Source organism: Lacibacter cauensis (genome assembly GCF_007830055.1).
Taxonomy (GTDB): domain Bacteria; phylum Bacteroidota; class Bacteroidia; order Chitinophagales; family Chitinophagaceae; genus Lacibacter; species Lacibacter cauensis.
Window position 1 is genome coordinate 558,931 of the sequence record NZ_VLLE01000002.1, and the last position, 18,717, is coordinate 577,647.

An 18,717-nucleotide genomic window follows, 5' to 3' on the forward strand; every position below is an offset into this window, starting at 1 on the left:
AGGTTATTGTGGTAATGAAAAATAAAATTCTGCACCTTTGTTTACTTCTCCGGTTGCCCATACTTTGCCTTCGTGGCGTGTTATGATTTTCTGTACAAGCGCCAGGCCAATTCCAGTTCCTTCAAACTCACTCTCGCTGTGCAGGCGCTGAAATACCTGGAATAATTTGTTTTTATATTGTTCGTCGAAGCCAACACCATTGTCTTTTACGAAAAATACAAGTTGATCGTCTTCCCGATAGCTACCGATTTTAATAACTGGCTTGGATACTTGTTTGCTGTACTTCAAAGCATTTGAAATGAGATTGACCCATACCTGCCGTAATGTTGAAAGATCGGCATTAACAGATGGGAGCGTACCGATTATCCATTCCACTGCATCTGTTCTTGCATTTGATTTGCCCATCTCATCAATTACTTCTTTTACCAAGGCCTGCGTATCGATTGTTGTTTTGGATATTTCTTTTCTGCCGAGGCGGGAAAAATCGAGCAGGTCATCGATCAGGTTTCCCATTTTTTGCGTGTTTTTCTGAATGATGCCAAACAGTCTTTTTTCTTCTTCCTGCATGTTAGCGCCATAGTCTTCCTGTATAATGTTGGCAAAGCCTATTATGCCACGAAGAGGAGCCCGTAAGTCGTGCGATACAGAATAGCTAAACGCTTCGAGTTCTTTGTTGGCGGCAGAAAGCTGTGCCGTTCGGTGTTCAACCATACGCTCCAGCGAATCGTTGAGCTCTTGTAATTTTTTTTCATTCTTTCTCAGCTCCGCGGTTTTTTCCGATACCTTTTCTTCGAGGTTTTCGTTCATTTCTGCTATGAGTTGCTCTTTTTCTTTTAATGAAGTGATGTCTGCCGAAGCGCCAACAAAACAGTCTTTACCATCCAGCTTAATAGGATCGATACTCATGGACACCCATTTTATATCGCCGTTTTGAAGTGTGGTTTTGTATTCAAGATTACGCACACATCCGGTTGCCGCAAGCTGTTGTTGCACGGCTTCTCTGATGCCCGGTGTATTAGCTAGTCCGATATCGGCAGTCGATTTTCCGATAACACTTTCAGGTTTTATTTGAAATAACTCACAAAAGCTGTTGTTCACATCGAGCATTTTGCTGGTTGCAGGATCCACAATCCATTTGGCAATCGGGCTTTTATAAAAAAGCGCCGAGTATAATTGCTCACTGGTTCGAAGCTGTAATTCGGTTTCCTTTTGTTTGTTGAATATTCTGACAAGCTGCCGGAAATTAAAAGCAGAGATAATGAGTACGAGTATAAGAACAACAATTTGGACAGCGTTTGAGTTCTGGATAAATCTTTCATTTTCCAGTCGCTTTAAATCTAGCATCTTGTTACGGATCGTATCAATTTTGTTTGCAATTCTGCGAACTTCATCGGTATAATATTTACCCCGGCCTTCCAATACAAGTTTTACGGCTTCTTCATATTTCTTGCTGTTTACGAGGGCTGCCATTTGCCAGGAAAATTCTTTTCGTAAATCGATGAGTGGACTTAACGAGTCGTTGATAAGCGTTGCAAGTTCCGGGTTGAGAGTTCGTTTTGCAAGAAGAATGCGCAATTCGTCGAGCTTGCGTTCGGAACTGATCATTGGCTCCAGGAACGCTTTTTGTGCTGTAATAACAAAGCCTCTGGCACCGGTTTCGTTATCGAGTACGGCCATTGTCAGCTGCTGCGTCAGGTAGCGGTTCTCTTCGAACCGTGTAATTTCTGCATCAAATTTTTTTATCTGCTGCGATTGCCAGATGGAAATGAGTGCAACCGCCGACACAGCAATCGTTAACAGCGATAATGCAAAAATCATTCGCTTGTTGATGGGGTTAGTCATTTTTGGTTATTAAGCTAACGGTGTCAGGTTATTTTATGTTGCTGCGCTCACGTTAGTACTCTAAGTTAAGCAAACAATTAAGAGCAAGCCAATTATTGCTCATCAAAATACTTGATGTTCATCAGGTTAAATATTTTTTAGAGAGGTAGTATTGGGCTGAACTTTATGCTTTTCGTGTAAAGAACAGCAAGGAGCCTACTGCTACGTATTCGATTGCGCAGGGCAAATAGCAAACAACAGGGTACAGTATAACAGATACCGGGTGGATGCTCTATTCTGCGCAAACGGTTGCGCAGGCCGGGTTTAAAAAAAAATTGAGAAAAATTGGATTTACGGATTTTTTTTATGTACACTTGCAATAGGTGTTTTTCATAGGTTAGCAACGGCCGACTCTTTTCAGGGTTGGCTTTTTTTTGCGACAGCTTCAACCAAATAAAAAAGGACTGCAATCAAAGCAGTCCTTTCTCCAGCAAAGAATTAAATTTTATACGGGGTTGGAAGCAAGCAGCAGATTGCTGAGTTTATATAAAACCCGGGCACCAACATTTTCATCCCATTCAGTAGGACTTACGCCTACTTCATTCACATCAAACCCGATTAACTGTCTGCCGCTTGATAGTATTTTACGGAAGAGATAAAAAACCTGTTCAGTTTCCAGCCCGCCCATTACCGGTGTACCTGTGCATGGACAAAGTTTGGGGTCGAGCCCATCAATATCAAAGCTCACATATACTTTTTGCGGAAGCTGGGCTACAATTTCATCAGCGATAGTTTTCCATGCTTCCCCTTCAAAAAGCCGTTCTTTCATTGCACGATCAAAGAAAACGGTAATGCGGTTATTACTTTCGTTAACAAGCTTCAACTCATCATCACCATAGTCCCGTATACCTAAGGGAACTAACTTTTCTATTTCCGGAACTTCATTCAGCGCATTGTACATTACTGAAGCATGCGAGTAAACAAATCCTTCATAGGATTTACGGAGATCTAAGTGTGCATCAATTTGCAGAATACCAAAGTTGCCATGTTTTTCGGCAATGGCTTTGAAATAACCGAGAGGCGTACTGTGATCGCCACCCAGCAAGGCAACCAATTTGCCTTTTGCCAATAACTCTTTTGTTTGTGTGTATACCCAATCATTCAAAAACACACCCCCGGCATTTACTTCCTTGAGTGTTTTGCACATAAACTTGTTGTCGTTAACGTTTTCGCCCTGTGCAATGTAGTTGATGTATAGTTCGGCTTCTTTTCGCAGGTAATCGCTTTTTAAAAGAATGTTGCGATCCACATCCCGCATATAAATTCCCCTGCGCCACGCATCGGTTGTGTCATTGTCGTGCAGATCTACCTGTAAACTGGCTCTGAAAATGTGTTCGGGAGCCCGGGCTGTTCCTGCTTTATAACTTACAGTTACTTCCCATGGCACGGGTAAAATTACGAGGGCGGCGTCTTCTTCAGAAAAAGGAAGACCAAATACATTGTTGTTTGGGTTGCCGGCTCCATTCGGATCGAACCCGGAAAGATCAGTCATGATCACAGTTTTTTAAAAGCGGATGCAAAGGTAATAGACGAGGACTTAACTACAGTTAGTTGCAGGCAAAGTTTTGCACAATTCATAAAATTGCGAGCCTTTGAAAAAATGGAGTATGTTGAAAATGGCGGAAAAGGCACTTAAGGTTAGTAGTTTCCGCTGTCTGCTTCCTGGTAAAGAGGTGCACGTACAAGCACTGTTGTTCCGCAATTAGGTTTGCTGTTGATTTCAAATTTGCCGCCTGTTATTAGTGCACGTTCCCGCATGCCAATGATGCCAAGGGTTTTTTTGCGGGTAACTGAATCTATATCGAACCCGATACCATTATCTGATACAGAAAGAATGATTTCATCATCTTCTAAATCGAGCAAAGCTTCTACATGGGTAGCATTAGCATAGCGGGCTACGTTTGTAAGGCTTTCCTGGAAAATACGGTAAAAGGCTTTGCCGGTATCTTCCGGTAGTTCGAGCTGGTCCAGTTCCGAATAAAAGTGAATCGAGACTCCGCTGCGCATTTCAAATTCCTCGGAGTAAATACGAAGAGCCTCTGCCAGTCCCAGATCTTCCAGTGCGGGTGGCCGCAAGTCATGTGCAATGCGTCTGACTGAGTGGATCATACTGTCCGATAAGGCCAGCATTTCGGTGGTCAGGTTTTCAAATTCTGCGTCGGCATCTTTTGGTAATGATTTCAGCCATGCCAGGTTAATTTTAAATACGGTTAACTGTTGGCCCAGCTCATCATGTATTTCACGGGCGATGGTTGTACGTTCCTCTTCACGTATGTTATCGAGTCGGTTATTGAGGCTTCGCAACTGACGGTTTAAGAGCTTAATTTCCTCTTCCGCATTTTTTCGCTCAGATATATTTACGCCCGTTCCGATTAAGCAGGGTTCTCCGTTGTAATCGATCGCCATCGTACGGAAAAAGAAAGGCTCAACGTTGCCTTCGTTATCTATCAGATCACTTTCAATAACTACCAATCCTTTTTCTTTTGCCTGCTGCAGATAGTTATCTACTTTGTAGCGCTCACTTTCCGGAAAAAAATGATGCGGAGTTAATTGTTCAATTTCCTCTTTGCTGCAGCAGGTTGCTTTCAGCAGGTTGTCGTTATAGCGTATAAACCTATTGTCTTTATCTGTAACAAAAAAGATTGCAGGCAAACTGTTGATGATTTGTTCGGATAGGGCTTGTTCTTTTTTCAGGCTTTGCTCAAGATAATTGAGTTTAACCGTTGTAATTTTCGTGAAGTACATGATGATAAGAATGTATGCCGCCGCCATCAGCGCTATGCCTATGTCATGTTGTAGCAATCCGCTTAACTCACCTCTCAATCGTAACCATCCGAAAAAAAGTGTAAGCAGTATGCCGTAAACAAGCATACGGCTGTTATGCTTTGCTGTTTCTGTCTTTTTGGTAAAAGGAGCCAGAAACCCTTCGTCAGATCGGGATACAAGTATGGCCGTTGCCAGCAGAAAACATTCTATTACGGTAACCGGCGATAATTTATGGTGATTGGGTATTCTTTCAGAGTTGGCAAAACTATAGCCGTAAGCTACAAGCGCCAAAACCGTAGCAGCCCAAAAAGGTGGTATAAGCAGTTCTGTAATTTTCGGTTTTAATCGTACCGATAAGCAGATGGTGAAAAAAGACGTAAAAAGAAAAAAGAGAGAAGTGTTGATCGTCATTCTGCCGGGATAGCCTTGCGGTTGGGTATAGCTATCTTTTAAAAAAAACTCGTCAATACCAAGATTATAACCAAAAATGTATTGGCTTAAGTTCAGAAGGTTTAACCCAATAAGTACAATGGCCAGAACAATTCCCGGTGTCTTATATTTTTCAACCGTCGTTAAACCATATGCAATAACAGCAAAAAGAAAGCAGATGGCTGTATTCAGTTTGATAATAGTGGTATCACCATTAACCGTTATCAAGTGGAGTGCATTTGTTCCCCAGCTTACAATAGCAAAACCGGCAATAATGCCGGTAACGATGGTTAATGCAAACGAAAGCCAGGTAATACTGCTGTTCGGTTTATTTTTTAAAAGATGCATAAGCAATATGACGATTCGGTTTTGGGCAATTAAAACAGACAATTTAAAAACCCCGACAAGTCGGGGTTTAGCTTCTAAATTCTTGAGTTCTTCAGTCATCTATCCTGTTGTTTGAAGCTACTGGTTTTTCAGCGCACATTGTTGGTCTTGCACGTTAGGATATTTTATGTGGATTTTAAAACTGTTGGATCGTCATTTTTTACAGGTTGAAGGTATTGTGTACTGTCGCAAAAGGTTAATTCTGCAAGGGTTCATTTTTAAAAAACAGTGTGTCCCTCCATCATTTCTAGGTATAAAAGCGTAAGGTTTTTAGCAGGCTGCTAAAAGCTGTTTAAGGACTGCGGATTTGTCTTTGTTGAAAAGTGCACGAGGACAGTTCATTTGTTAAAATTTAGCATTTCATCACTTCCTGTAGCTAATTGTCAGTTTCCTTCTGTTCCGAAACCTGTTTTGGGCTAACTTTGCGCTGCAATAAAAACAGCAGAGAAAAATGAAGACTTCACATATTCTCATTCTTGTAGTAATCGCTGTGGGAATTGGTATTCTTATCAGCATGATGGGCGATTTGTCAACCTACGATACCATCGAATCAGCCAAAGCCAAACCCGGTAAATTCTTACATCTTATTGCCAAACTAGACACAACCAATGGCAAACATATTGAATACGATGCCCTTAAAAATCCCAATTACCTCAGTTTTCATGTAAAAGATTCTCTGGGTGGCGCTACAAAAGTGGTGTACATGAAGGGCAAGCCACCAACGGATATGGAACGTAGTGAACGCATGGTATTGAAAGGAAAAATGACCGACAGCGCTTTCCTCTGCGATGATATTCTGATTAAATGCCCCAGCAAATACAAAGAAGAAAAGGCAAAAATCAGCACGGCTGCCAAATAATTGCAGCTTCAACCAAACTATCTCTTTCATAAAAGAACGCATTACACATGCCATATACAGGCGAACAGTTATTACCCGGACAGATTGGAACCTTCCTGTCCATTGTATCTTTTGTAGCTTCCTTATTAGCAACCGTCGCTTATTTTAAAGCAACACAGTCGCAACTTCCTTCGCAGCAGCAAAGCTGGAAACGTATTGCGAGGGGAGCGTTCCTCGCCGAAATTATAGCTGTCATCGGCATTTTTGTTACACTCTATTTTATCATTTCCAATCACCGCTTCGAGTACAAGTATGCCTGGCAGCACAGCAACTACCAGCTGCCCATGCAATACATCCTCAGTTGTTTTTGGGAAGGACAGGAGGGTAGCTTTCTGCTCTGGAGCTTCTGGCATTGTATCCTCGGCGGTATCATTATCCTGCGTGAAAAGAAATGGGAAGCGCCGGTAATGGTTACCATCAGCTTTATGCAGTTTGCATTGGCTACGATGGTGATAGGTATTTATTTCTTCGATTTTAAAATAGGCAGTAATCCCTTTGTCTTGATGCGTGACCAAGGCATGTTGAGTCCTGAACAATTCCCGATCGGATTTGATTCGCAAGGGCATCTGCGCAGCGATTACCTGAGTTTTATCCGTGATGGTAACGGATTGAATCCTTTGTTGCAGAACTACTGGATGGTGATTCATCCGCCTGTGCTTTTCCTCGGCTTTGCAAGTACCATCGTGCCGTTTGCTTTCGCCATTGCCGGACTTTGGAAAAAAGACTTTGGCGGCTGGGTATTACCTGCACGCCCCTGGGCTATTTTCAGTGCCGGTATTTTAGGATTGGGTATTATGATGGGCGCTGCATGGGCGTACGAAAGCTTAACCTTTGGCGGTTACTGGGCATGGGATCCGGTAGAAAATGCTTCGCTGGTGCCGTGGCTCATTGCCATCTGCGGTATTCATACATTGATTGCCTATAAGCATACCGGTCATTCGTTGCGGGCAACTTTCCTGTTTTTTATTCTGCAACATCTGTTGATCATCTATTCAACCTTTTTAACCCGCAGCGGTATTTTGGGCGATACCAGTGTGCATGCCTTTACCGATTTGGGTATGAATGCTCAGCTGCTTACCTTCTTGCTCATTTTTGTGGTTCCTTCGTTTGTGTTACTGGGTATGCGTTATAAGCAAATACCAACAGTTGCAAAAGAAGAAGTCATCAGCGCACGTGAGTTTTGGTTATTTGTAGGTTCGTTACTGTTTTTCATTTCGGCACTGTTTATTATTGGTAAAACATCGTTGCCGGTTGTCAACAAAATCTTTGGAACCAAGTACGCACCAGCAGAAGATATTGAGTACTCATATAATAAAGTCCTCATTCTGTTTTCATTCGTCATTGCCATTCTTACTGCCATCAGTCAGTACCTCAAATACAAACAAACAGCCGGTGCTGCATTCATTAAATCAATCTGGTTGCCAACACTTATTGCTTTAGTTGCATCGCTCAGTATCAGCATTTGGGGCGACATCAATTATAACAAATACGGTGTCGGTTATCTGGCTGCTATTCACCTCAGCATTTTTGCTTCGGTGTATGCAGTAGTGGCGAATGCCTTTTACATTTTTACAGGCATTAAAGGGAAGATGATCAAAGCAGGTGCATCCATTGCACACGTTGGGTTTGGCTTAACACTGCTCGGTATTTTAATTTCTGCATCGAAGAAAGAAGTACTCAGCTGGAACACCAGTGGTATTATGGTGAACTTTGGCGAACAAAGCCAGGAAAACCCGGCAGAAAATCTTACACTGGTAAAAGGAGTGGCGACGGATATGGGTAAGTACATGGTTACCTACCAAGGCGATTCAACGCATCCTTCTGATCCGAAGCAGTATTTTAAAATTCATTTCAAGTACAAGAATAAAGACGAAGGCTTTACGCTGTATCCTGATGCATTTGTCAACTTCAAAGGCAACGAAGGGATAATGGCGAACCCCGACAGTAAACACTACCTGCACAAAGATGTGTTTACGTACATTACTTCGCTACCCAACAAAGAAAAGAACAGAGACACCTCTTCTTTTAAAGATCATAAACTGCAACCCGGCGATACGGTGTTTTATTCGCAGGGCTTTATGGTGCTCGATAAAGTAGGCCGTAACATTACACGTAAAAATATTCCGTACGAGGCTACTGATTCTGTATTTGCAGCATCATTAACCATTTATGCAAAAGACAGCAGCAAGTACACGGCCGAGCCAATGCTCATTTTGCGTGGTAACAATATTATGCCTGTGGCAGATACTGTTATTTCGCAAAGCCTGATCCTGGCGTTTAAAGGTGCTGATGCGGATGGTATTAATCTTGGTGTGAAAGAAAGCAACTCGGTGCTGGAATACGTTACGCTGAAGGCTTACCAGTTCCCGGCGATTAATGTTTTATGGTTAGGTATATTGGTGATGACTTTTGGTTTCTTGCTCGCCAGCTGGAATCATATACAGAAGAACAGGAAAGCGGAGTTGAAGAAGGTATAACAGGTAAGGATTTGTTTAAAAGATTGAATGGTTGGTGTTGATGCATCAACCATTTTTTATTATTGGATTGTTAGTTGCAGCAAATACACTTTTTAAAGAATAATTTATTCGTATTGTTCCATTTCATAAAGTAGATGTGCTTTCATTTCTTTTGCAGTTACCATAACGCTTTTTAAATCGCTGTACGGAAACGCAGCTATTTTATACCCTTTCTTTTCAATTGTATCCAGCCATTCAAGGAAGTGCACCATCTCCATGCTGGTTATTTTATAATTCTTCCAATCATCTTTCAACATAAGTTCTGCAAAATCTTTTTCTGGCCAAACAGGAATTGCCATTCGGTCGTCATTGTCTCCAACCATCAGGTATCGATCATTGTCTTGAATGAACCATACTTCCTGAAAGTCCGCAACTTTCCGTATGAAGTATCCATATCGATCTTTTGGTGAAAGATTTTCTATATTGATCAGTTTATTTTGATTCATGATTTTTACAGTTCATGTTCAAGTTGCAGTCCTCGCCAACTTGCAGTTTTTTAAAATCAAAAAAGAATAGCAGGTTAGTTGACGTGGATGCCAACACTAGCTGAAGCCCAAAGTTGTGTGTTGGTTATCTATCTGAAGAATTCTCCAAATCTAAATTTATTCATGGCGAGTACAGACGACAGGATTGGTATCAATACTATTAGAAAACTGAAAAAACCGTCAATATACCATTTGTATTGTGGTGGTCTAGAATCCCATCTTGTCGAAATCAATATGTTTCTATCCGTTGCAAGTCTTGTCAGCCAATTGAAAAACATAAGTGCGATTAGAAAAATAAGGGGTGCGAAATAAAAGGTTTCTTGATAATGTCCATTGTTGCACCTATAATACCCATAACAAAAAAGTCCAAGTGCCGCAACAAGATGAGTCAAAAAAGTCTGTCTAACAAATAGCTTGTGATAAAACTTTTTGTTAGGATTTGTATCAAAACCATAAGCACAATAAATTATGTAGCCGAAGCCGAGTAAAATTGATGTCCACCCGCCAATGCTTAAGTCTCTCACCTAATTATATTTTAGTAATCAGTAATAGTTGTTTCTTTTAGAAGTGTCTTGCTTGACTAACGCACAACACCTAAATATACGTTCCATCTTGTTTAAAAATCAATTGCTACTCATCTCTAGTTTTAACAAATGACGTAAAACAAGTCAAGGCGCTTCTTGTAAATGTGAAAGTTCAGGTGTCTGACGTCTGCGACGTCCTGACAACGAATTAAGAAAATCTTCACAAGGCAGCAAAGGTTACATCGCTCTTGTCTTTTGTATAAAGAGGAAGATTCTTTAATTTACAGGATTGATGATGGGTCGCAAACACATATTTCTTTTATCTGTACTCGTTGCCGCAGTTTTGGCTGTGCAGCCGGCTGTTGCACAAACGGCCGATACCAACGTTAAGCAGGTAGTGAAAACTGAATATGGTCCCAATGATACGGTATTCGTAAAAGCCATGGTCATCAATGGCGAACTGCTCGGCGGCCGGGAAATAAGCGAAGTGCTGGTTTGGGGCGGTAACCCCAAAGAAGCGGCGAAATACTGGGCCAACTGGACAAGACTCCGCAATGCTGTTTATGTAACCTATCCGTACGCACGCTCGGCGGGTGTAGTTATGAATGATGTAAACAAGCACCTCGAAAATATCAGCGGCAAATCCGAACGTAAGAAATACATTAAGTCAAGGGAAAAAGAATTACGTGCAGGCTTTACCGATAAAGTAACCGACTTGTCCATTTATCAGGGTAAAGTGCTCATGAAGCTCATCAACCGCCAAACAGGCAACAACTGTTACGAAATTGTACACGAAATGAAGGGCGGCTTTACGGCCGGGTTTTATCAAACGCTCATGTTTTTTGCTGGCACCAGCTTAAAACAAGGCTGGAATCCGCAGGAAGACCACTTCGATAAACAGATTGAGGAAATTGTGCAGGAAATCGATCGTATGTATTACAACTATCCCGGTTATAATTCAACCTCAAAGAAATAACGGGTTGCTTTCGCTCAGCAGCTTTGCTTGCACTTACTTGCTTATCCTGTACTTTTACAATCCAAAATTTTAATCGATGAAATTAGATATACTCGCATTTGGCGTTCACCCCGATGATGTGGAATTAAGTTGTGCAGGAACATTGATGGTAGAAATCAACAATGGCAAAAAAGTGGGTGTAATCGATCTTACCCGTGGCGAATTAGGTACCAGAGGTACTGCCGAAACCCGCCGGCAGGAAGCGGCTGTTGCTGCAGAAATTATGGGTGTGCATGTACGTGAAAACTTAGGCATGCGGGATGGTTTTTTTAAAAACGATGAAGAACACCAACTGCAGATCATCCAAAAAATACGGCAGTATCAGCCTGAAATTGTGATTTGTAATGCTATTGAAGACCGTCATCCCGATCATGGCCGTTCTTCCAAACTGGTGTCTGATGCGAGTTTCTTATCCGGGTTACGTAAAATTGAAACGGCTCTCGATGGAGTAGCTCAGGAAGCATGGCGACCCAAATATGTGTTTCATTACATTCAGGACCGTTACGCTGAGCCCGATTTTATTTTTGATATTACATCTGTCTTTAATCGTAAGGTAGAAAGTATTAAAGCCTATGGTACACAGTTCAGTAATGCTTCTGTGAATCCTAACGATGATGAGCCTCAAACCTATATTTCAACGCCGGCTTATTTCGATACCATCATTTCCCGTCACAAAATGCTGGGTAAACGCATTGGTGTAGAATATGGTGAAGGCTTTATTACCGAAAAACGAATAGGCATTCGTTCGTTTGATGCGTTGATACAAATCACCACCTGATAACAATCAGTCGTAGTTTAGCCTGTTAATACATTGTCATCATTCAACAAGCTGCTCAAAAAAGACGCAGATGCGTTACCTTTGCTGTAATTTTTTTTGTTAGAACATATGAGTACTCCAAAATTTGCCGTTAAAGCACATTCTTTTCATGCCGAACTTAAGAGAAGAGTAAATGCTTACTTCGAAGAACAAGGCAAACGTCCTACAGGTAATTTTCAACTGTTTTTTAAGGCCATTGCATTTGCGGTTGCATTAATTGCAGTGTATGTGCATCTTGTATTTTTTACGCCCGGTATCGTTTTAGGTATCATTGAATCAATCATTCTCGGCGGATTGGTTTCGGCCATTGGTTTTAATGTAATGCATGATGGTGCGCATGGCAGTTTCAGTAAATACAAGCCGGTAAATGTTTTAGCTGCTTTTTCGCTGAATATTCTCGGTGGCAGCAGTTTTATGTGGAATGTAAAGCACAACATCATTCACCATGCCTATACCAACGTAGATGGTGTGGATGATGATATCGATATCCAACCCTGGATGCGTATGAGCAGCACACAAAAGAAATACCGCCTGCACAAATACCAGCATCGTTATTTCTGGTTCCTGTATGCGTTGCTGTACATTCTCTGGATTTTTGTGCTGGACTATCAAAAGTATTTCAAGCAAAAGATCGGTACCATGCCTTTAAAGAAAATGCATGTGAGCGACCACGTGGTGTTTTGGGCATTTAAGATTGCACACTTATTTATTTTCGTAGCATTACCAATATATGTTGCAGGTTTTCTGCCTTGGTTATTAGGTTTCTTGGTTTCTACATTGTTTGCAGGTTTTGTGTTGAGTATTGTATTTCAGCTTGCACATACCGTTGAGCATACGCATTTCCCGATGCCGGTTGAACCCGATAACCGGTTGGAAGATGAGTGGGCCATTCACCAGTTGAAAACAACCGCCAACTTTGCAACAAAAAACAAATTGATTTCAATGCTCGTGGGTGGATTGAATTTCCAGGTAGAGCATCACCTGTTCCCGAAAATTTCACACATTCACTATCCTGCCATCAGCAAAATCATTAAGCAAACCTGCCAGGAGTTTAACATCGAATACATCGAGTATCCGAAAATGCGGATGGCCCTTGCATCGCATGTGGCATACCTGCGGGAAATGGGAAGAGGTTAAACTTTTTCAGCAATAAAAAATAATTCTGCGTTTGCACGTGGAGGAATGGAGTTGGTACACAACTCCATTTTTTTTAGGTGTAAGTAGGGGCTAAACCGTTCTTCGTATTCTTCTTTACTGCCGCCAAACGGCGGACCTCCTTCAAACGAGCGGTTGAATAAAACACCTACCAGCTTACCGCCCGGTTTTAACAAGCGTTGCATTTGCTGTACGTATTGATTGCGCAAGGCTGGATCAATTGCGCAAAAGAAAGTTTGTTCCAGTATCAGATCGTATTGTCCTTCGTGTGCAAAAAAATCGCCGGTCGTAATTGTAACAGGTGCATCTTTGAACTTCGCTTGCAACGCAGCGGTCAAAACCGGCGAAATATCCAGTACCGTAACATTGGTAAATCCATGTTGCAGCAACCATTCCGCTTCGTAAGCATTACCACAGCCGGGTATAAGAATAGCCAATTGTTTATCAGTTATGGTTTGCAGATATCCAACCAGTGGAGTGGAGCCATAACCAATATCCCAACCGGTTTCGTTTTGCCGGTAGCGGTTGCTCCAGTAATCGGCATTTAAAGTTGTTGACGACATAGGTTAAAGTTAGGAAACCTGCAATGAAAAAGCCGGAAGATGATCTGCATCTCCCGGCTTTGTATAAAAATGAAATTTGTTATTGCGCTTTAAAGTAGAAGATATCGTAGAAATTTGAGTTGAGCCAGGGTTTTTGTTTACCGCTTGATTTTTCACGCACTTCACGACCGGTTAACTTAAACACATTTTCGAGTTGCATGTTGGGCGATGCGATGTATTTGATTAATGCACCGGTGTACAAACCATTGGTGCCTGCAACACCATCGCTGGCAACAGACCCAGGATCTGTAGCAAAAGAAATAACAGTATTATCGGGTGGTGTAATAGACGCCAAACCTTCGCTGGCATCATCATCGCCAAACGAACCACGATCGAACGGATTGTTGCGGCAGGCATCCAAGATTACAATGTTGAGTTTGGTTGATGCTCTTTGCATACGATCCAATACCCAGTTGATATTCGGACAATCGTCTTTTACATCCGATTTGGTCTGCAGTTTAAAATCAATCGGAATCATGAAGTTGGAGTTGTCAACCTGCATACCGTGGCCTGAGTAATAAAATAACGCCACATCGGCACCAATAATCTTTGCTCCAAAATCACGGATAGCTGCTTTCATTTGTGTTGCGCTGCCATCAATTACTTCGATCACTTCAAAGCCGCAGGCTCGTAATACCTGTGCCATTGAACGGGCATCGTTTTTTGGATTGCGCAATGCCGTTGCATACTGATATGACTGATTACCGATTATCAACGCCAGTTTTCGTTTAAAGTTGGTAGTTACAAGTCCGCTGGTATTACTTGTGCCGAAATTGGTATTGCTGTTGGTAGTATTGGTTGGTTTATTGTTGGTGTTACTGTTGCCTGTATTGTTGTTTACATTCGGTTTGTTATTGTTAGCGGTGGTATTGTTGTTACCGGTTGTGGTGTTCGGTTTTGTATTGTTTTGGTTAACCGTAGGCTTGTTGTTGTTGCTGTTGTTATTGTTTGCAGCAATGGTTCCGGTATTGCCGCCCGCAGTTGATTGATAGTTGTTTCGTACCCATGCATCGTAACCGGGAGGCGGTGTAGTTTTATCCTGGTAAGTACCTTCTTTCCAGTATCCGATTTTCAACGTACCGTCAAACTGCACTAATTCTCCTTTACCATGTGTGCGTTGATCTTTCCATTCGCCGGTGTAGCGTTCGCCATTGGTATAGTAGTAAGTGCCTTTGCCGTTAAACTTGTTATCGTCGAAATTACCAATGTACAAATCGCCGATATCGAAATAATATTTGCCTTGTCCGTTACGGTAACCGTTTTTAAAATAGCCTTCGTAATAACCATTGTTGTATACATATTTACCGTAACCATTCTTACAATCGCCGCTGATGCAGCCTGTAGCATTACCGTTTGTTACCAGCGATGCTTTGGGTGTAACCAGGTTATTATCTTTCCAGAAACCGATCTTCTTAACACCCGTGTTGGGATCGTAGTTGATGCCCCAGCCATTACGTTTACTATCAATAAAATAGCCTACATATTTCTCACCCGTAATAAAGAAATAGGTGCCGTAACCGGTTAACAGGTTTTGTTCAAACTGACCAACCCAGCGTGTGCCATCGTTCCAGTAGTAAGCGCCATAGCCATCACGTTTGCCGTTTTTGAAATAACCAAAGTAGCGGTCGTCGCCACTATAATACTTCATACCATAACCTGCATCACAATCACCGTTAAGGCAACCGGTGGTGCCGACGGGTTTACCGTAGTAAGAAATTTTACCGAGGTATTTGCCTTTTTCCCAAATGCCGGTTTGTTTGTTTCCGTCGGCAAGTGTTTTCTCGCCTTCGCCTTCAAATTCTCCATTTTTAAAATCGCCAATGTATTTGGTGCCGTCTTTAAACTCCATCACCCCAAAACCACTGAACACATTGCCGAGGCTTTCACCAATAAATTTTTCACCCGTTTTCCAGATGTACACGCCAAAACCTTCCCGTTTATCGTCGTAAAACTCGCCTTCGTAGATATCGCCGTTTTCGTATTTGAATTTGCCAAAGCCCGAGCTGCAGTTGCCGCTTAAACAGGTTTGACCAACGGATTGCAATGAAAAAACAACAGAAAAGAAAGAAATGAAAACGATTGCTTTCATGCTGGGATATTTTTGGGTTGAAGTTAAATGCTTGCCTAAAGTTACAAATACCCATTACTTGGTATTTAAATAGTTGCAATTTTGAATAAAAAACTTTCAACTGTTAGTATCCCTTATCTTTGGCAAAAACGATTAAGTCCTATGCATTTTCAATTGACAGAAGAACAACTGATGATTCAGAAAGCAGCCCGGGATTTTGCCCAAACCGAATGCTTGCCCGGTGTTATTGAGCGTGATGAACTGCAGAAATTTCCCAAAGAACAGATCAGCAAACTGGCCGATCTGGGTTTTATGGGTATGATGGTGAAACCCGAATACGGTGGATCAGGAATGGATACCATCAGCTATGTACTGGCGATGGAAGAGATCAGCAAGGTGGATTCAAGTGTGAGTGTGTGTATGAGTGTCAACAACAGTCTGGTATGTTATGGCCTGCAGGAGTATGGTACCGAAGAACAAAAGCAGAAATATTTAACGCCGCTTGCCCAGGGTAAGAAAGATGGCGAACTGTACATTGGTGCGTTTTTGCTGAGCGAACCGGAAGCGGGCAGTGATGCTACTTCGCAGCAAACAACAGCAGAAGATAAAGGCGATCATTATGTGATTAACGGCATTAAAAACTGGATCACCAACGGTAACTCAGCTTCTGTTTATTTAGTGATTGCACAAACCGATAAAGCAAAAGGCAGTAAAGGAATTAATGCGTTTATTGTAGAAAAAAGTTGGCCCGGCGTAACGGTGGGTGCCAAGGAAAACAAACTCGGCATTCGTGGAAGTGACACACACAGTATTTCTTTCCAGGATGTAAAAGTGCCCAAAGAAAACCGCATTGGTGAAGATGGTTTTGGTTTCAAATTCGCTATGAAAACATTGGCTGGCGGACGGATTGGTATTGCGGCACAGGCGCTTGGTATTGCCAGCGGTGCATATGAGTTGGCTTTGGCGTATTCGAAACAACGCAAAGCCTTTGGTAAAGAAATTATGCATCACCAGGCTATTCAGTTTAAACTGGCCGATATGGCAACGAAAATTGAAGCAGCCCGTTTGTTATGTATGAAGGCTGCATGGGAAAAAGATAATCATCTCGATTATACACTCAGCTCATCCATGGCGAAAGTGTTTGCAAGTGAAGCTGCGATGTGGACAGCAACAGAAGCGGTACAAGTGCACGGCGGTTATGGCTTTGTAAAAGAGTTTCATGTAGAGCGTTTGATGCGGGATGCAAAAATTACCCAGATCTACGAAGGAACCAGCGAGGTACAGCGGATTGTAATTAGCAGAAGTATTTTGAAATAATGAATAAACCCCGACAGTGGTTACAAACCCTGTCGGTGGTTAAATTTGAAAACAATATTCTAAATGTGCTGATTTGAAAATGATCAGCACATTTTTATTTTCAGCAACTTTGCACAATGGCAGTGAATACAGAAGCGTATCAATCGATTAAAAAGGAACTGGACGCAAAACAGGTTACACTTGTAGCAGTGAGTAAAACAAAACCTGTGGAAGATATTGTTGCATTGTACGAGTTGGGACAGCGAGATTTTGGTGAAAACTATGTGCAGGAGCTGGTTGATAAACAGGCACAGTTGCCGAACGATATCCGTTGGCATTTTATCGGTCACCTGCAAAGCAACAAAGTAAAATACATTGCGCCGTTTGTGCAGTTGATTCATGGAGTTGACAGTTTGAAACTGCTGAAAGAGATCAATAAAGAAGCAGCAAAGAACAACCGTGTAATAGATGTGTTGCTGCAGGTGCATATTGCACAGGAAGAAACGAAGTTTGGCATGAACGCTGAAGAGCTCAATACAGCGATTACTGAATTTGAAAATTTGAAAATGGCCAATGTGCGCATCTGCGGCTTGATGGGAATGGCTTCGTTCAGCGATGACATGGAAAAGGTGAGGGGAGAGTTCTGCAATTTGAAAACATTGTTCGATGCAAGTGCAGCGAAACTTGCCACTCACCATTTACCACTCTCTGTTCTTTCCATGGGCATGAGTGGCGATTATGCAATTGCTGTTGAAGAGGGAAGCACAATGGTGCGTATCGGCAGTTTGTTGTTTGGTGCAAGAAATTATGCGAAATGAAAGAGAGTAAGAATAGGAAGAGTGATTATACAGGTGCTTTCAAACAACTTTTATGGTTTTTTGTTATGGCATGCTGGATTGGATTTGTTAGCCTCCTCGTTTTTGGCACAAGTGGTGGTTTTATTCAACAAGACAAATATAGTAAAGGGAAGGAGGTTCCAGTAACACAAGGCGCTGCCCTGTTTGCAGCTGTATTTTCAACCACTATGCTTATTGCTATGTATTGGCCCGATAAGAGAAAGAAAAGAAGCCAGCATGATACTTGATTATTTTCTGGTATCGATTTATGAACTATGGAATAAGGTATATGTTATAAGGTTTAATGGCTAATCTCTTTTACAACGGATAACCCGGAATATTTTTTCCCAGGTAAATATTTCGATCAGCTTTGACCATGCTTCCGGCGGGCTTATGTTTAAGAAGACCGCTGCCCCCACGGTTCTGCAAATGGCTTCGTTCTTCTGCTGTAAGAAAAGGATCATCGTCGAATACAAAATCATCGATCCAGTATTCCTGTTTACCCGGTTCTTTAATGATGATATGAATGTGTGCCGGATTCTTACTGTTGGGATATGATCCCGGACGCAACGTAAAGAATTTGTAAAACCCATTTTTATCGGTCTTCATCCAGCCACGCAAATAACCGTGTCGTTTGGCCCAGCCGGTTTCATCGCCTTTGGTTGGGTAAACACCTGTTTGGTCGGTGTGATAAACATAAATGATCACACCCTCTGCCGGTGTTTTTCCATCCGCTTTGTATACGGTGCCGCTTACTGCCAGTTTTCGTCCGGGTAAATTCCAATCGGGTAACCAAACCATTGGCTCCAGTTTTTCAAACGGCACCGCACTTTCGTAGATGGCTTCGCATCCTTCGCATGGGCCACCGGTCTTTATCTCTTCCGGGTTTTTCTTTTGTACCTGTGCGCAGGAGAGAAGCGGCGAAAGTAATACCAACGAAAAAACAGCGGCAAGAAAATGGTTCATGTTGCATTCGTTTTCTGAACAAATGTTGCACAACTGGTAAAGCTGTTCAATTAATTTACATCACCTGCATTTGCTG

15 protein-coding genes are annotated in these 18,717 nt (G+C 42.0%); 8 read left to right on the forward strand and 7 right to left on the reverse strand.

Annotation, left to right across the window (positions count from 1 at the left end):
- Window positions 1-3: 3 nt before the first annotated feature.
- The 3 genes from IQ13_RS02375 to IQ13_RS02385 all read right to left on the reverse strand — a co-directional run bounded on the left by IQ13_RS02375 (window position 4) and on the right by IQ13_RS02385 (window position 5,424).
- Window positions 4-1,842: an ATP-binding protein gene (locus IQ13_RS02375; protein ID WP_144884126.1), complete on the reverse strand. Its 1,839-nt coding sequence runs from the start codon at window positions 1,840-1,842 to the stop codon at window positions 4-6.
- A gap of 484 nt (window positions 1,843-2,326) precedes the next feature.
- A complete protein-coding gene (locus IQ13_RS02380; protein WP_144884128.1) occupies window positions 2,327-3,373 on the reverse strand; it encodes an agmatinase family protein in 1,047 nt (348 codons plus the stop codon).
- 146 nt (window positions 3,374-3,519) lie between these two features.
- Entirely contained in the window at window positions 3,520-5,424 is a 1,905-nt protein-coding gene (locus IQ13_RS02385) for a PAS domain-containing sensor histidine kinase (protein WP_158637285.1), read from the reverse strand.
- A gap of 490 nt (window positions 5,425-5,914) precedes the next feature.
- Here IQ13_RS02385 and IQ13_RS02390 point away from each other — a divergent pair, with 490 nt between their 5' ends.
- Both IQ13_RS02390 and ccsA read left to right on the forward strand, forming a co-directional pair.
- Complete coding sequence (locus tag IQ13_RS02390) at window positions 5,915-6,322, forward strand: cytochrome c maturation protein CcmE domain-containing protein (RefSeq protein WP_144884131.1); 408 nt, start codon at window positions 5,915-5,917, stop codon at window positions 6,320-6,322.
- A 47-nt stretch (window positions 6,323-6,369) separates the two neighbouring features.
- Window positions 6,370-8,838 (forward strand): cytochrome c biogenesis protein CcsA, encoded by a 2,469-nt coding sequence (gene ccsA / locus IQ13_RS02395; protein ID WP_144884133.1) that lies wholly within the window; start codon window positions 6,370-6,372, stop codon window positions 8,836-8,838.
- A 104-nt stretch (window positions 8,839-8,942) separates the two neighbouring features.
- Here the strand turns inward: ccsA and IQ13_RS02400 are convergent, their stop codons facing one another.
- Window positions 8,943-9,323, reverse strand: a complete 381-nt coding sequence (locus IQ13_RS02400) for a DUF2750 domain-containing protein (protein ID WP_144884135.1) — start codon at window positions 9,321-9,323, stop codon at window positions 8,943-8,945.
- Window positions 9,324-10,178: 855 nt separating this feature from the next.
- Between IQ13_RS02400 and IQ13_RS02405 the strand changes: the two genes are divergently transcribed.
- The 3 genes from IQ13_RS02405 to IQ13_RS02415 all read left to right on the forward strand — a co-directional run bounded on the left by IQ13_RS02405 (window position 10,179) and on the right by IQ13_RS02415 (window position 12,855).
- Complete coding sequence (locus tag IQ13_RS02405; RefSeq protein ID WP_242009460.1) at window positions 10,179-10,862, forward strand: DUF4294 domain-containing protein; 684 nt, start codon at window positions 10,179-10,181, stop codon at window positions 10,860-10,862.
- A gap of 76 nt (window positions 10,863-10,938) precedes the next feature.
- A complete protein-coding gene (bshB1, locus tag IQ13_RS02410) occupies window positions 10,939-11,679 on the forward strand; it encodes a bacillithiol biosynthesis deacetylase BshB1 (RefSeq protein WP_144884137.1) in 741 nt (246 codons plus the stop codon).
- Between the two features lie 108 nt (window positions 11,680-11,787).
- Window positions 11,788-12,855: a fatty acid desaturase family protein gene (locus IQ13_RS02415; RefSeq protein WP_144884139.1), complete on the forward strand. Its 1,068-nt coding sequence runs from the start codon at window positions 11,788-11,790 to the stop codon at window positions 12,853-12,855.
- Here the strand turns inward: IQ13_RS02415 and IQ13_RS02420 are convergent.
- Complete coding sequence (locus tag IQ13_RS02420; protein ID WP_144884141.1) at window positions 12,852-13,436, reverse strand: methyltransferase domain-containing protein; 585 nt, start codon at window positions 13,434-13,436, stop codon at window positions 12,852-12,854. The two genes, IQ13_RS02415 and IQ13_RS02420, sit on opposite strands and share 4 nt — an antisense overlap.
- A gap of 79 nt (window positions 13,437-13,515) precedes the next feature.
- Window positions 13,516-15,564 (reverse strand): caspase family protein, encoded by a 2,049-nt coding sequence (locus IQ13_RS02425; protein ID WP_144884143.1) that lies wholly within the window; start codon window positions 15,562-15,564, stop codon window positions 13,516-13,518.
- A gap of 141 nt (window positions 15,565-15,705) precedes the next feature.
- Between IQ13_RS02425 and IQ13_RS02430 the strand changes: the two genes are divergently transcribed.
- The 3 genes from IQ13_RS02430 to IQ13_RS02440 all read left to right on the forward strand — a co-directional run bounded on the left by IQ13_RS02430 (window position 15,706) and on the right by IQ13_RS02440 (window position 17,923).
- Window positions 15,706-16,860 carry an acyl-CoA dehydrogenase gene (locus IQ13_RS02430; protein ID WP_144884145.1) on the forward strand — a complete coding sequence of 385 codons (1,155 nt, stop codon included), beginning with the start codon at window positions 15,706-15,708 and terminating at the stop codon, window positions 16,858-16,860.
- 116 nt (window positions 16,861-16,976) lie between these two features.
- Window positions 16,977-17,657 (forward strand): YggS family pyridoxal phosphate-dependent enzyme, encoded by a 681-nt coding sequence (locus IQ13_RS02435; RefSeq protein ID WP_144884147.1) that lies wholly within the window; start codon window positions 16,977-16,979, stop codon window positions 17,655-17,657.
- The gene (locus IQ13_RS02440) at window positions 17,654-17,923 is read left to right on the forward strand and encodes a hypothetical protein (protein ID WP_144884149.1); all 270 of its coding nucleotides are present in this window, start codon (window positions 17,654-17,656) and stop codon (window positions 17,921-17,923) included. The genes IQ13_RS02435 and IQ13_RS02440 overlap by 4 nt, the downstream gene beginning before the upstream one ends.
- A 70-nt stretch (window positions 17,924-17,993) precedes the next feature.
- Here the strand turns inward: IQ13_RS02440 and IQ13_RS02445 are convergent, their stop codons facing one another.
- Window positions 17,994-18,641, reverse strand: a complete 648-nt coding sequence (locus tag IQ13_RS02445; RefSeq protein WP_144884151.1) for a dioxygenase family protein — start codon at window positions 18,639-18,641, stop codon at window positions 17,994-17,996.
- Between the last annotated feature and the right edge of the window lie 76 nt (window positions 18,642-18,717).

Coding starts and splice junctions, on each gene's coding strand:
- IQ13_RS02375 (WP_144884126.1), bottom strand. CDS start 1,842: ATGACTAACCCCATCAACAAGCGAATGATTTTTGCATTATCGCTGTTA.
- IQ13_RS02380 (WP_144884128.1), bottom strand. CDS start 3,373: ATGACTGATCTTTCCGGGTTCGATCCGAATGGAGCCGGCAACCCAAAC.
- IQ13_RS02385 (WP_158637285.1), bottom strand. CDS start 5,424: ATGCATCTTTTAAAAAATAAACCGAACAGCAGTATTACCTGGCTTTCG.
- IQ13_RS02390 (WP_144884131.1), top strand. CDS start 5,915: ATGAAGACTTCACATATTCTCATTCTTGTAGTAATCGCTGTGGGAATT.
- ccsA (WP_144884133.1), top strand. CDS start 6,370: ATGCCATATACAGGCGAACAGTTATTACCCGGACAGATTGGAACCTTC.
- IQ13_RS02400 (WP_144884135.1), bottom strand. CDS start 9,323: ATGAATCAAAATAAACTGATCAATATAGAAAATCTTTCACCAAAAGAT.
- IQ13_RS02405 (WP_242009460.1), top strand. CDS start 10,179: ATGATGGGTCGCAAACACATATTTCTTTTATCTGTACTCGTTGCCGCA.
- bshB1 (WP_144884137.1), top strand. CDS start 10,939: ATGAAATTAGATATACTCGCATTTGGCGTTCACCCCGATGATGTGGAA.
- IQ13_RS02415 (WP_144884139.1), top strand. CDS start 11,788: ATGAGTACTCCAAAATTTGCCGTTAAAGCACATTCTTTTCATGCCGAA.
- IQ13_RS02420 (WP_144884141.1), bottom strand. CDS start 13,436: ATGTCGTCAACAACTTTAAATGCCGATTACTGGAGCAACCGCTACCGG.
- IQ13_RS02425 (WP_144884143.1), bottom strand. CDS start 15,564: ATGAAAGCAATCGTTTTCATTTCTTTCTTTTCTGTTGTTTTTTCATTG.
- IQ13_RS02430 (WP_144884145.1), top strand. CDS start 15,706: ATGCATTTTCAATTGACAGAAGAACAACTGATGATTCAGAAAGCAGCC.
- IQ13_RS02435 (WP_144884147.1), top strand. CDS start 16,977: ATGGCAGTGAATACAGAAGCGTATCAATCGATTAAAAAGGAACTGGAC.
- IQ13_RS02440 (WP_144884149.1), top strand. CDS start 17,654: ATGAAAGAGAGTAAGAATAGGAAGAGTGATTATACAGGTGCTTTCAAA.
- IQ13_RS02445 (WP_144884151.1), bottom strand. CDS start 18,641: ATGAACCATTTTCTTGCCGCTGTTTTTTCGTTGGTATTACTTTCGCCG.